The sequence below is a fragment of the Nocardioides sp. NPDC092400 genome, from assembly GCF_040684155.1.
Classification (GTDB): Bacteria; Actinomycetota; Actinomycetes; order Propionibacteriales; family Nocardioidaceae; genus Nocardioides.
The window spans coordinates 206,257-218,931 of the sequence record NZ_JBFBFJ010000005.1; the positions used below are offsets into that span (position 1 = coordinate 206,257).

General features: G+C 74.5%; 14 protein-coding genes. 7 read left to right on the forward strand and 7 right to left on the reverse strand.

The genetic code is table 11. From position 1 onward, the window contains the following. The first annotated feature begins 89 nt into the window (after positions 1-89). Genes AB0N29_RS16535 through AB0N29_RS16550 form a run of 4 tightly spaced genes read left to right on the forward strand, consistent with a single transcriptional unit; the run spans position 90 to position 3,078 of the window. Entirely contained in the window at positions 90-959 is an 870-nt protein-coding gene (locus AB0N29_RS16535; protein WP_302267469.1) for a DICT sensory domain-containing protein, read from the forward strand. A gap of 29 nt (positions 960-988) precedes the next feature. Beyond that, the gene (locus AB0N29_RS16540) at positions 989-2,290 is read left to right on the forward strand and encodes an FAD-dependent oxidoreductase (protein WP_302267470.1); all 1,302 of its coding nucleotides are present in this window, start codon (positions 989-991) and stop codon (positions 2,288-2,290) included. Next, entirely contained in the window at positions 2,274-2,684 is a 411-nt protein-coding gene (locus tag AB0N29_RS16545) for a hypothetical protein (RefSeq protein WP_364868370.1), read from the forward strand. The genes AB0N29_RS16540 and AB0N29_RS16545 overlap by 17 nt, the downstream gene beginning before the upstream one ends. Before the next feature lie 25 nt (positions 2,685-2,709). Then, positions 2,710-3,078 (forward strand): FKBP-type peptidyl-prolyl cis-trans isomerase, encoded by a 369-nt coding sequence (locus AB0N29_RS16550; RefSeq protein ID WP_302267472.1) that lies wholly within the window; start codon positions 2,710-2,712, stop codon positions 3,076-3,078. A 15-nt stretch (positions 3,079-3,093) separates the two neighbouring features. Here the strand turns inward: AB0N29_RS16550 and AB0N29_RS16555 are convergent, their stop codons facing one another. Both AB0N29_RS16555 and AB0N29_RS16560 read right to left on the reverse strand, forming a co-directional pair. Beyond that, positions 3,094-3,387, reverse strand: coding sequence for an RNA-binding S4 domain-containing protein (locus AB0N29_RS16555; protein ID WP_302267473.1), 294 nt, complete (start codon positions 3,385-3,387; stop codon positions 3,094-3,096). After that, the gene (locus tag AB0N29_RS16560; RefSeq protein WP_302267474.1) at positions 3,387-4,652 is read right to left on the reverse strand and encodes a DUF445 domain-containing protein; all 1,266 of its coding nucleotides are present in this window, start codon (positions 4,650-4,652) and stop codon (positions 3,387-3,389) included. The genes AB0N29_RS16555 and AB0N29_RS16560 overlap by 1 nt, the downstream gene beginning before the upstream one ends. Positions 4,653-4,696: 44 nt before the next feature. Here AB0N29_RS16560 and AB0N29_RS16565 point away from each other — a divergent pair, with 44 nt between their 5' ends. Both AB0N29_RS16565 and AB0N29_RS16570 read left to right on the forward strand, forming a co-directional pair. Continuing rightward, on the forward strand, positions 4,697-5,095 hold the full coding sequence (locus tag AB0N29_RS16565; RefSeq protein ID WP_302267475.1) for an adenylyltransferase/cytidyltransferase family protein: 399 nt from the start codon (positions 4,697-4,699) through the stop codon (positions 5,093-5,095). A gap of 86 nt (positions 5,096-5,181) precedes the next feature. Then, positions 5,182-6,753, forward strand: coding sequence for an MXAN_6640 family putative metalloprotease (locus AB0N29_RS16570; RefSeq protein ID WP_364868374.1), 1,572 nt, complete (start codon positions 5,182-5,184; stop codon positions 6,751-6,753). A 106-nt stretch (positions 6,754-6,859) separates the two neighbouring features. On the opposite strand, the gene AB0N29_RS16575 is transcribed toward AB0N29_RS16570, so the two are convergent. Beyond that, positions 6,860-7,522, reverse strand: coding sequence for a hypothetical protein (locus AB0N29_RS16575; RefSeq protein ID WP_364868376.1), 663 nt, complete (start codon positions 7,520-7,522; stop codon positions 6,860-6,862). A gap of 130 nt (positions 7,523-7,652) precedes the next feature. Between AB0N29_RS16575 and AB0N29_RS16580 the strand changes: the two genes are divergently transcribed. Next, positions 7,653-8,099, forward strand: a complete 447-nt coding sequence (locus AB0N29_RS16580) for a four-helix bundle copper-binding protein (protein ID WP_364868378.1) — start codon at positions 7,653-7,655, stop codon at positions 8,097-8,099. Between the two features lie 10 nt (positions 8,100-8,109). On the opposite strand, the gene AB0N29_RS16585 is transcribed toward AB0N29_RS16580, so the two are convergent. The 4 genes from AB0N29_RS16585 to AB0N29_RS16600 all read right to left on the reverse strand — a co-directional run bounded on the left by AB0N29_RS16585 (position 8,110) and on the right by AB0N29_RS16600 (position 12,633). Next, on the reverse strand, positions 8,110-8,499 hold the full coding sequence (locus AB0N29_RS16585) for a hypothetical protein (protein ID WP_364868380.1): 390 nt from the start codon (positions 8,497-8,499) through the stop codon (positions 8,110-8,112). Between the two features lie 66 nt (positions 8,500-8,565). Further along, positions 8,566-9,405, reverse strand: a complete 840-nt coding sequence (locus AB0N29_RS16590) for an SDR family oxidoreductase (protein WP_364868382.1) — start codon at positions 9,403-9,405, stop codon at positions 8,566-8,568. Further along, positions 9,395-11,221 carry a succinic semialdehyde dehydrogenase gene (locus tag AB0N29_RS16595; RefSeq protein ID WP_364868384.1) on the reverse strand — a complete coding sequence of 609 codons (1,827 nt, stop codon included), beginning with the start codon at positions 11,219-11,221 and terminating at the stop codon, positions 9,395-9,397. The genes AB0N29_RS16590 and AB0N29_RS16595 overlap by 11 nt, the downstream gene beginning before the upstream one ends. Then, a complete protein-coding gene (locus AB0N29_RS16600) occupies positions 11,218-12,633 on the reverse strand; it encodes a cytochrome P450 (RefSeq protein WP_364868386.1) in 1,416 nt (471 codons plus the stop codon). The genes AB0N29_RS16595 and AB0N29_RS16600 overlap by 4 nt, the downstream gene beginning before the upstream one ends. Between the last annotated feature and the right edge of the window lie 42 nt (positions 12,634-12,675).

Sequence of the window (12,675 nt, forward strand, 5' to 3'; positions counted from 1 at the left end):
TTCAGCGGCCAACCGACAGTTTCATCGGCCAGCCGATGAAACTTCCGCGGACGGTTTGCATCACGCCGTCGAGGGCTACAGTGGGAAATGTGAACAACCTGTTGAAGTCTGAGCCGGGCCTGTCCATCGGTGACCTGGCCGACCGCACCGGGGTGTCGCCGGCGACGCTGCGGATGTGGGAGACCCGGCACGGCTTCCCCGAGCCGGTCCGGCGCGAGTCCGGCCACCGGCGGTACGCCGAGTCCGACGTGGAGGCGGTCCGCGAGGTGGTCCGCCGGCGCGAGGAGGGCGTGCGGCTGGACCGGGCGATCGGCCACGCGGTCGAGCAGGCGCGGGCCGCGGCGGCGCCGACACCCGACTCGGTCTTCGCCGAGCTGCGCCGGCGGCACCCGCAGCTGCAGCCGCAGCGGCTCAGCAAGGCGACGCTGCTGGCGCTGTCCTGGGCGATCGAGGACGAGTTCTGCGCCCGCGCGGACCGGGCCACCATCTTCGGGTCGTTCCAGGACGAGCGGTTCTACGCCCCGGCGGCGCCCCGATGGGAAGAGCTGGCCCGGGTCTCGCGGGCGGCGTTCGCGCTGGCCGCCGGCGGCCCGGACCCGCGCGCGACGCACGTCCACCACGTGCCGCTCGCCGAGGACTCCCCGCTGCGCCGCGAGTGGACGGTCGTCTGCGACTCCGTCGACCTCCCGGCCGTCCTGGCCGCCTGGGAGCTGCCGGGCCAGGACGACGTACCCGACCGCGAGCGTGTGTTCGAGGCGGTGTGGGGCGTGGACCCCGGCGCGGTGCGCGACGCCGCGCGGGTCTGCGCGCGGGTGGCCGCCGATGCCGGCGTGGCCGCGGCGCGTCCGGTGCTCTTCGAGCTGGCCGACGACCCTGCACCGGGAGTCGTCGACCTCGCCACCGTGTCGACGCTGTTCAACCGGGTCGTCGGGTACGTCGACCGCTACGGGCGCGGCTGAGGCCGCGCGGATCGTCAGGAGGGGACACCGTGGGTGGACGCACCGAGGCCGACGTCGTGGTCGTCGGAGCCGGCCTGGCCGGCCTGCGCTGCGCCCGCGTGCTCCAGGACGCCGGCCTGGACGTCGTGGTCTGCGAGGCCACCGGCCGGGTGGGCGGCCGGGTCCGGACCGACCGGGTCGACGGCTTCCTGGTCGACCAGGGCTTCCAGCTGCTCAACCCCGCCTACCCGGCCGTCCGGCGCTGGGTCGATGTCGACGCGCTCGACCTGCAGCCGTTCCCGGCCGGCGTGCTGGCCCGGACCGCCGAGGACGCCGAGCTGCTCGCCGACCCGCTGCGCGAGCTCGGCCTCACGGGTCGTACGGCGCGCTCGGTCGCGGTCCGGCCCCGCGAGGTGCTCGCCGTGCTGCGCTGGGCGCGGCCGCTCGTGGGCCGCGGGACCGGGCTGGCCGACCGCGTGACGCCCCGGCGCGGCGACGTGACGCTGCGCGACTCGCTGGACCGGGCCGGTGTCCACGGCTTCCTGCGCAACGTCGTCGACCGCTTCCTGGCCGGCGTCGTCCTCGACGCGTCGGGGTCGACGGCCGACGCCTACGCCCTCCTGCTCGCCCGGAGCTTCGCGACCGGGACCCCCTCGCTGCCGGCGGCCGGCATGCAGGCGCTGCCGGCCCAGCTCGCGGCCGCGCTCGGCGACCGGGTCCTGCTGCGCACGCCGGTCGAGGCGGTCGACACCACCGGCCCCGAGCCGGTGCTGCTGACCGCCGCCGGGACGACCCGCACCCGGCACGTGGTCGTGGCAACCGACGGGGCGACCGCGCACCGCCTCGTCGGGACGCCCACGCCGGTCCCCCGCGGCGTCGTCACCCAGTGGTGGGCGGTCGACGACCTCACCGGCCGTCGTGACCGCGAGGCGCCCGGCGTGCTCGCCGTGGACGCCCGGACCCGGCCCAGCGGCCCGGTGGTCAACACCGCGGTGGTCTCCTCGGCCGCACCGTCCTACGCCCCGCCCGGCCGGCACCTGGTGCAGGCCTCCGCGCTGCTCGGGACCGGCGCCACCGTGCCCTCGGAGGGACGCATGCGCCGGCACGCGGCGGACCTGCTCGGCATCGGGGCCGAGGGCTGGACGGAGGTGGCGCGGCACGAGCTGCCGCAGGCGCTGCCCGCCCAGCCGGTGCCCTTCGCGGCGCGGCAGCCGGTCGAGCTGTCCCCCGGGCTCGTCGTGTGCGGCGACCACCGCGACACCGCCTCGATCCAGGGTGCCCTGGTCAGCGGCCAGCGCGCCGCCCGCGCGGTGCTGGCCTCCCGGGACCGGGCCGGTGCCCGGCACTCCTGAGACGCTGCTGCTCGGCGCGACCGCCCTCCACGCCGGCTTCCAGGTGACGGTGACGGTCCTGGTCTACCCCCGGCTGGCCGAGACCTCGGCCCCCGACTGGCGCCGCGTGCACGGCCGGCACAGCCGGCGGATCACGCCCCTCGTCGCCGTCGTGTACGTCGCCGTGCTGGCCGCCTGCGCGGCGGCGCTGGCCGACGCGGGGCCGGCCGACGTGGCGGCCGTGGCCGCGAGCGCCGTGGCCCTGGGCACCACCGCGACGCTCGCCGCTCCCCTGCACGGCCGGCTCACCGAGCGCGACGACCGGCTGGTGGCGCGGCTGCTCCGCGCCGACCGGGTGCGTGCCGTCGCCTCCGTGCTCGCCCTGGTCGCGGCCGTGGCGGCCGTCCTCGCCTGAGCCACCCCGCCGTAGGGTGAGCGGCATGGACAAGCCCGAGATCGACTTCCCCGACTTCGAACCGCCCACCGACCTGCAGGTCACCGACATCACCGTCGGCGACGGCCCGGAGGCCGCCGCCGGCAACACGGTGGAGGTCCACTACGTGGGCGTCGCCCACTCCACCGGCGAGGAGTTCGACGCGTCGTACAACCGCGGCGAGCCCCTGCGCTTCCGCCTCGGCATCGGCCAGGTCATCTCCGGGTGGGACACCGGCGTGCAGGGCATGAAGGTCGGCGGCCGCCGCAAGCTGGTCATCCCGCCGCACCTGGGGTACGGCGACCGCGGTGCTGGCGGCGCCATCAAGCCCGGTGAGACGCTGATCTTCGTCGTCGACCTGCTCGGCGTCAGCTGACCCGCAGCACCCGCTTCACCAGGGCAGGTCGTCCGCGGCGTCCTCGTCGGACACCCGGGCGGCCTGCCCCGCCAGCTCGACGACGTCACCGACGCGCAGCTGGCGCCCCCGGCGCAGCTCCACCTCGCCGTTGACGCGCACCAGCCCGTCGGCGATGACCGGCTTGGCCTCCGCCCCGGTCTCGACGAGGTTCGCGAGCTTGAGGAACTGCCCGAGCCGGATCATCTCGTCGCGGATCGCGACGTCCACCGGCTGGGGCGTCGGGTCCGGCTCCGGGTCCGGCTGGCTCTTCTTCCACGGCAGGCGCATCAGTGGATGATGACCGAGATCGCGTGGATGAGCACACCGACGAGCCCGCCGACGATCGTGCCGTTGATCCGGATGAACTGCAGGTCCCGGCCGACGTGCAGCTCGATGCGGCGCGCGGCCTCCTTGCCGTCCCACCGCTCGATGGTGCTGGTGATGACGGTCGTCAGCTCCGCGCCGTACCGACCGACGGCGAAGACGGCGGCGTCGGCGGCGAGCCCGTCGAGCCGCGCGCGCAGCTCCTCCTCGGCCAGCAGCCGGTCGGCGAAGGCGGCCGCCTCGGTCAGCAGCCGCTGACGGACCGCGCCCTCGGGGTCGCGCAGGGAGCCGGTGAGCCCGCGGCGCAGCGCGTTCCACAGGGAGACGCTCGAGGCCAGCACCTGCGGGTGGTCCAGCAGCCGCTCCTTGAGCCGCTCGGTGCGCTCCTGGGTGCTGGGGTCCTCGAGCAGGTCGTGCGCGAGCTGCTCGAGCATCGAGTCCAGGGCGCGTCGGGCGTGGTGGCGGGGGTCGTCGCGGATGTCGGCCACCCAGCGCACCAGCTCGAGGTGGACGCGCGCGCTGACCCGGTCGTTGACGCTCGGCGGCGACCACCACGGCGCCCGCTCGCCGAGGATCTCGGTGACCGTGTCGGGGTTGTCGACGAGCCAGTCGTGCAGCTCGGTCAGGGCCAGGTCGACCAGCCCGTGGTGCAGGTCGTCGCGCAGCGTCTCGCTCAGCAGCCCACCGAGCAGCGGCGAGATCGGCTCCTCGCGGAACCGCGGCACGAGCGCCTCGCGGATCAGCCCCTCGACGTGGTCGTCGCGGACCTTGCCCAGCGCGATCACCGCGACGTCGGCCACCTCGTCGACCACCCGCTGGGCGTGCGCCGGCTCGGCCAGCCAGCGACCCACCCGCAGCGAGATCGTCGCGGCGGTCACCCGGTCGCGGATGATGTCCTCCTGCAGGAAGTTCTCGCCGACGAACTCCTCCAGGCCCCGGCCGAGCTCGTCCTTGCGCTTGGGGATCAGGGCCGTGTGCGGCACCGGCAGCCCCAGCGGGTGCCGGAACAGCGCGGTCACCGCGAACCAGTCGGCGATGGCACCCACCATCGAGGCCTCCGCGCCGGCGTTGACGAAGCCGAGCACCCCGTCCTGGCCGAGGGTGGCGGCGTACACCGCGGCGGCGAGCAGGAGCAGCCCGACCGCGATCGCCCGCATCTGGCGCAGGCCCTTGCGTCGCAGGGCGTCGGCCTCGGGGTCGGCGGTGATCATCGGCATCGTCGTGGTCATCACCGCCATCCTTGCCCACGGACCCACGTGCCAGAATCACCCGCATGTCTCGCACGGTGATCACCTTCGGCACGTTCGACGTCTTCCACGTCGGCCACCTCCGGGTGATCGAGCGGGCGGCGGCCCTCGGCGACCGGCTGGTCGTCGGCGTCTCGGCCGATGCGCTGAACCTGCGCAAGAAGGGCCGTGAGCCCGTCTTCAGCCAGGCCGAGCGGCTCGCGATCGTCGCGGCGCTCAAGCCGGTGGACGCGGTCTTCGTCGAGGAGAGCCTCGAGCTGAAGCGCGACTACATCCTCGAGCACGGAGCGGACGTCCTCGTCATGGGCGACGACTGGGCCGGGCGCTTCGACGAGCTCAACGACGTGTGCGAGGTCGTCTACCTCCCGCGCACGCCCGCCATCTCGACGACCGCGCTGATCGAGAAGATCTCCGCCACCTCCTGACCCGCTCGACGCCCCGGTTTCGTCCCAGGACCCACGGGCAGGCTTGCTCCACCGCCCCCTCACCCCGGAGAAGAGGAACCCCTCACATGCGTCGTACCCTCGCGGCCGCCCTGGTCGCCCTGAGCACCGGTCTCGCGGTGCTCCCCGCCACGGCGACGTCCGCGGCCACCACCGACCCGGGCGCTCCCGTCGTCGACACCGTGACCCCGGTCGACGACGGGACCGTGACCGCGGCGACCGCCCGCCGCACCCTGGCGCAGGCGAGCGACGTCCTGGCCGGCGGCGGCGCCGAGGCGGTGACCGACGCGCCGGACACCACCCTGCTGATGCGCGACCTGTTCGAGGCGGTGCCCGCCCTCGGTGGCACCGAGCGTGAGCGGGCCGAGGCCCTCCTCGCCCGGCCCACCAACGGCAGCCGCGACCCGTACGGCGACGGCTACACCGTCGGCTCCCGGAAGAAGTGCTCGAGCCACTTCTGCCTGCACTACGTCACCAGCACCGCCGACGCCCCGCCGTCGAAGGCGTGGGTGGGGAGGAACCTCAAGGTGCTCGACAAGGTCTGGCGCACCGAGGTCGGCAAGATGGGCTTCCGCCCGCCGGTCAAGGACGGCAACCACGGCGGCAACGGCAAGTTCGACGTCTACCTCAAGGAGCTGGGCGCCAAGCGGCTCTACGGCTACTGCGCCCCGGAGTACCGCAAGAAGGGCACCAAGTGGGTGGCCTCCGGCTACTGCGTGCTCGACAACGACTTCGCGCAGGCCCAGTACGGCGCGCCCCCGGCCAAGAGCCTGAAGGTGACGGCCGCGCACGAGTTCTTCCACGCGGTCCAGTTCGCCTACGACTACCACGAGGACCCGTGGCTCCTGGAGTCCACCGCCACGTGGATGGAGGAGCGGGTCGCCGACGACATCAACGACAACCGCCAGTACCTCTCCGCCAGCCAGGTCGCCGACCCGAGCAGCTCGCTGGACGTCTTCCAGCCCTCCGGCTTCGCGCAGTACGGCAACTGGACGTTCTGGGAGTACCTCAGCCGCCGCTTCGGCAACGGCATCGTGAAGTCGGTGTGGAACAAGGCCGGTGCGTTCAAGGGCGCCCCGAACATGTACTCCGCCAAGGCGCTGAAGAAGGCCGTCGGCGGCAAGGGCGGCGGGTTCGCCTCGGTCTTCGCGGCGTACGCCGCCTCCAACACCGTGCCGGCCCGGTACTACCCCGAGGGCTCGGCGTGGCCGAAGTCCCCGATGAGCAAGAAGATCCGGCTCACCAAGGGTGACCGCAAGGGCTCGGCGTCGGTGCGGATCAACCACCTCGCCTCGCGCAGCATCACGGTCAAGCCCGGCTCGGACCTCCGCGGGAAGAAGTGGCGGCTGCGGGTCGTCGTCAACGCCCCGAACCGCTCCTCCAGCCCGGCCGTGCACGTGCTGGTGCGCAACAAGAAGGGGGCCTGGTCGCGCAAGACCATCGCCCTGAGCGCGAAGGGCCACGGCAAGAAGGTCCTGAGCTTCAACGGCGCGAAGGTCGCCGGCGTGACGATCACCCTGGCCAACGCCTCCACCCGCTACCGGTGCTCGCGCGGCACGAACCTGTCGTGCCGCGGCAAGGCCGTGGACCAGAAGAAGTCCTTCAAGGTCAAGGTCAAGGCGGTCAAGCGCAAGCGCTGACCCCTTGCACGGCCCTCACCGGCCCGGCACCGACGCCCTCGTGGCGTAGGTGCCGGGCCGGCGGCGTCCTGGGGCGGGGCTGCGGCCGGCTCGGGTGGGGCGGTGGCTAGTGACGACCGCCGAGCAGGGCGCTGCCCAGCAGGCCGTCCACCGTGTCGGTGAGGCCGTCGGTGGTCCCCTGCACGGTGCCGGTGACCGGGGCGAGCCCGCCGCCGGTCAGGCCGTCGACGGCGGTGACGACACCTGCCACGACGGGGTCCACGAGGGCGGAGACCGGGCCGCGGACCGGTCCCTGCGGGCCGGGGCCGGTGGGGCCCGGCCCGCTCGGCGGGGTGCCGGGCGGGTCCGAGGGGCCGGTGCCGCCGGTGCCGCCGGTGCCGCCGGTGCCGCCGGTCGGGGCGGACGGTCCACCGGTCGGGGAGGTGCCGTCCTCGGCGGAGGTCCCGGCTCCGGGGCCGGCGACCGGTACGACGCCGCCGGTCGCGGCGAGGCCGCCCGCTGCGGGGCCGCCGGTGGCGGTCGGTCCCGCGGTCCCCGCGGTTGGCGTGGCCGGGTCGGCGCGCACGAGCACCCGCGCGCCGGCGACCTGCTGGGCGTCCGGGGCACCGGCCGACGGCGGCTGCGCGACCGGCAGGCCCGGGAGGTCGGTGTCGGTGACCACGAGCGTCGTCACCGTCATCGCGACGAAGGCCAGGGCGCCGATCCCGACGGCGCCGTACCCCAGCCGCAGGTCGCGCTGGGTCCTGCTCAGCGGCGCGCTGAAGCCCACCGGTCCTCCTGGTCGTCGTGCGTCTCCCCCGTTGCCCGAAGCCGACAACGACCGAGCCCGACCACGGTAACGGCCGGAGCCCGAGGCGCGCAGCGGTATGGACCGGAGCGGCCGGGGCTACCCGGCGACCATGACCACCGACCCGACCGACCCGACCGACCCGACCGACCCGACCGGCACCGGCCTGACCGCCGTCCTCCGCAGCCACCCCGGCGAGCACGACGTGGACCTCACCGTGCTCACCGACGCCGTCGAGGCGCTCACCGAGTGCGCCGCGGCCTGCCGGGCGTGTGCCGACGCCTGCCTCGACGAGGAGATGGTCGCCGAGCTCGTCGCGTGCATCCGGACCGACCTGACCTGTGCCGACGTGTGCGCGACGACCGCCGCGGTGCTGGTCCGCCGCCCGACCGACCCCTCGCTCGTCCGGTCGCTGGTGGAGGCGTGCGCCGCCGCCTGCGGCGCGTGCGCCACCGAGTGCGAGCGGCACGCCGGCATGCACGAGCACTGCCGGGCCTGCGCCGAGACCTGCCGCCGGTGCGAGCGGGCCTGCCGCGACCTGCTCGCGGCGCTGGGCTGACGCTGCTGGGCTACGTCTCGTCGACGAAGCGCACCGGCCCGGTGTCGGGCCGGTGCCCCTCGAGGTTCAGCGTGGCGTCCTCCCGGATCACGCGACGGACGTCCTCGCGGTCGGGCCGGGCGTCGTCTGGGCGCGCGACGTGGATGACCTGCCGGCCGTCGACCTCCTCGTCGGGCGCCAGCGCCGCGTCGTACCCCTGGCGGGTGAGGGCGGCCACCACCGCCGCCGGGTCCTGGCCGAGCGGGACCGCGTAGCCGAGCCGGGCGGCCGGCATCTCCTCGGGCACCCGCGTCCCGCCGGCGCGGCGACCGCCGAGCGCGACGACACCGCTGGTGCTGAGGAAGTACAGCACCACCAGGGCGATGACGAGGAAGATCAGCAGGGGGATCGCGCCACCCATGGGCACCTCCGGTTCCGGGGCGCACGACGCGCACGCCGCGGTCCCGGTCCCCCCGGGCCGCGCCGTCTAGACCTGCGGGCCGGCGGAGCGGCGCGCGCGCTCCTCGTACGCCGCCCGGGCCGCCGGGTCGGCCTCGGCCAGCACCGAGTCGGCGTGGGTCATCCTCGCCATCGCGTCCTGCACCTTGCGCGGGAGCATCGAGGTCACCTTGACCAGGCCCTGGGACCAGCGCGGCACCCACATCTCGGCCTTGGGCGAGCGCACGGCCTGCTCGATCACCTTCGCGACGTCGTCGGCCGTCACCGGCTTCACGCCCCTGGCCGCCGGGACGCCGGCGGCCAGCTCGGTCTGCACGACGGTCGGCAGGACGACGGTGACGTCGATGCCGTGCGGGCGCAGCTCGGAGCGGGTGGCCTCGCTGAAGCCGACGGTGGCGAACTTCGAGGCGGAGTACGTCGCCCCGTCGGCCACCGCCAGCCGGCCGACCGCCGAGGCGACGTTGACGATGTGGCCGGTCCCGCGCTCGACCATGCCAGGGGCGACCGCCTTGGTGCCGTTGATGACCCCGTGCAGGTTGACGTCGACGATCGCCCTGGCCACGGCGTCCGGCTCCTTGAGCACCGACCCGAGCGGCATGATCCCCGCGTTGTTGACCAGCACGTCGAAGGGCCCGAGCGCGGCGACCGCGTCGAGGAACTCCCGCCACGACGCCGGGTCGGTCACGTCGAGCGCCGCGGCCGTGACGCGGTCGCCGTACGGCGCGGCGACGGTCGTGGCGAGGTCGACGTCGCGGTCACCGATGGCGACCTTGGCGCCCTGGCGGGCGAAGCGCTCGACGGTCGCCCGCCCGATGCCGCGGGCACCGCCGGTGACGATGACGGACAAGCCGGAGATCTCACGGGGCATGACGGGGATCCTCTCGATTCTGACAGGGCTTCCTGTCAGTCTGGGCAGTGGCGGTGGGTGTGTCAACGGTGGAGGTGGTCGCGGGGCACCCGGATCGTTCAATTGAACGGCTGTGGTGGCGCCCGGCGCGGGACGGCGGCACCAGGCCCACCCGAATCGCGCAATTGCACGATCGTGGTGGTGCGAGCGCAGGCCTCAGCGCGCGCAGCCGACGGAGCACGCGCAGCTGGGCGTTGCCGAGCCGGACGAAGCGTTCCAGGGGCATGCCCGGGGGCGGGCCGACCGGGCCGATCCGGGACAGGGCGATGGTCTGGGTCTCGGTGAAGCGCTGGATGCCCTGGACGCCGTGGCGGCGGCCGAGGCCGCTGTCGCCCATGCCGCCCATCCCGGCCTCGACGGACCCGGCGGCGAGCGCGGCACCGTCGTTGATGCCGACCGAGCCGGCGCGGATGCGCCGGGCCAGCCGCTCGGCGGTGGCGGTGTCGCGGCTGAAGATGCCGGCCGACAGGCCGTAGGTGCCCTGGTTGGCCAGGGCGACCGCCTCGTCGTCGCTGCCGACCCGGTGCAGGGCGACGACCGGTCCGAAGGTCTCACCGAGGCAGACGTCCATGTCGTCGGTGACGCCCTCCAGGACGGTCGGCTCGTAGACGTAGGGGCCCAGGTCCGGCCGGGCGCGGCCACCGCAGAGCACGGTCGCGCCCTTCGCGACGGCGTCCTCGACGTGCGCGGCCACCGTGGCGAGCTGGGCCGCGCTGGCCAGGGAGCCCACCTGGCAGGAGAAGTCGAACGCCTGGCCGACGGCGAGCGCGCGCGTGGCGGCGACGAGCCGGTCGCGGAACGCGGCGTACACCCCCTCGTGGACGATGACGCGCTCGACGTGGATGCACATCTGGCCGGTGTTGGTGAAGACCGCGTCGACGGCTCCGGCGGCGGCCTTGTCGAGGTCGGCGTCGGCACGGACGAGAAGCGGGTTCTTGCCACCGAGCTCCAGCGACGCGCCGACCAGGCGGCGGGCCGCGGCCTCGCTGACGACCCGCCCGGTGGCGGTGGAGCCGGTGAAGCAGACGTAGTCGGCGGCCCCGACCAGCGCGGTCCCGACCTCGGCGCCGGGACCGGCGACGACGTCCCACACGTGGGCCGGCAGCCCGGCCTCGGCCATGAGCGCGCGGGTCCACAGCAGGGTCAGCGGCGTCTGCGGGTCGGCCTTGCTGACCACGGTGCAGCCGGCGAGCAGGGCGGGGACGGCGTCGCCGACGCCGAGGTAGAGCGGGTAGTTCCACGGCGAGACGACGCCGACGACCCCGCGGGGCACGCGCACCTCGCGGACCTTGGTGAGCAGCGGCAGCGCGCCGCGCACCGGGCGGTCGGCGAGGTACGCCGCGGCCCGCTTGGCGTAGTGCCGGGTCAGGTTGGCGACCTGGAGGACCTCCATCCACGCGTGGTAGCGGGCCTTGCCCATCTCCCACTGCACGAGGTCGAGGACCTCGTCCTGCCGCTCGAGCAGCAGGTCGTGGAAGCGCATCAGCACCTCGGCCCGGGCCGCCACGGTCAGGCCGGCCCAGCCCGGCTGCGCCGCGCGCGAGCGCACGACGGTCGCGGCCACGTCGTCGGCGGTGCACGCGGGGACCGGCGCGGTGGGCTGTGCGTCGTACGGCGCGGTCGCGGTGAGCGTGCCGTCGCCGCCGGAGACGGGGACCGAGACCCACCGGTTCCACGACGCGAGCCTGGCCCCGGTGACCCAGGCGGGCCAGACCGAGGCACCCGCGCCGGGGGCGCCGCCACCCGGGCCGGCGGTGGGCTCGAGCGTGGCGGTCATCGGGTCCTCCGCAGGTCGATGGGCTGGCCGTCCTGGGGGAAGGGCAGCGAGTGGTTGTTCATCGGGGCGACGTACCCGGGGTCGACGCTCCACTCCCACCCGCGCAGCAGGTGGTGCATGACGGCCTTGACCTCGGCTCCGGCGAAGTACATGCCGAGGCACTTGTGGACGCCGCCGCCGAAGGGGTTCCAGGCGTAGCGGTGCGACTTGTCCTCGCGGCGCTCGGGCGAGAACCGCTCGGGGTCGAAGACGAGCGGGTTGGTCCACAGCTCCTCCATCACCTGGGCGAACTGCGGCGCGACGGTGACGAAGGTGCCCGCGGGGATCCGGACGCCCTGGACGACGGTGTCCTTGACGACCTTGCGCAGCACGACCGGGACGGGGGCGCGCAGGCGCAGGCACTCCTTCATCACCAGGTCCAGCGACTCCAGCCCCTCGAGCTCGGCCAGCGTGGGCCGCGGGCCGAGCGCCTCGGACTCGGCACGGCAGCGGTCCTGCCAGGCCGGGTGCTGGCCGAGCAGCTGCAGCATGGTGGAGAGGGTGATGGTGGAGGTGTCGTGCGCCGCCATCATCAGGAAGATCATGTGGTTGACGACGTCGTCGTCGCTGAACCGCTCGCCCTCGTCGCTCTCGATGTGGCACAGCTGGGAGAACAGGTCGTCGGTCTCGGTCGCGCGGCGCGAGGGCAGGTAGTGACGCAGGAACTCCTCGAGCACCTCGCGCCCGCGGTGACCCCGGCCCCAGCGGGTGAGCGGCAGGTCCTTGCGCACGACCGCTGCGGCGGCCTGGACGCAGGCGATGAACGCCCGGTTGACCTCGACCATCTGCTCGGGCGTGGTGTCCTCCGCCCCGCCCATGAAGATGTCGGCGGCGACGTCGAGGGTGAGCTGCTTGAGGGCGGGGTACGCCCGGAAGTCCCGGTCGCGGCCGCGGCCGGCGCGCCCGCCACTCGCGGCCCAGCCGGCGAGGCCGGCCTCGATCGGGGCGTGCATCCGCGCGGCGTACGCCTCGAGCCGGTCGCGGGTGAACGCCTGCTGCATGATCCGGCGGTGCATGTGGTGCTCCTCGAAGTCGAGCAGCATCAGTCCCCGGTCGAAGAACGGGCCGACGAGGTAGGTCCAGGCCGGACCGTTCGCGAAGGCCTTGTCCTTGTTGCGGAACGCCTCCTCGCAGGCGTCGGGGCCGAGCAGCATCACCCAGCGCTGGCCGAGCATCGAGATCGGCGCGACCGGACCGTAGTGGTCCCACTGCCGGCGGAAGAGCGCGAAGGGGTCCTTGGCGTACTCGAACGCCCGCCCGAGCAGCGGCTTCCCGCGGTCCTCGCGGCGGATCGGCGGGAGGTCGCGGACCTCCGCGGGGTCGGGCGCGGTGCGGCCGGGCCGGGCGGGCGCACTGCTGAGGTCGAGCGACACGGATGGCCCCCTGGGGTGGGTGACGGGCACGGCGGTCCCGCC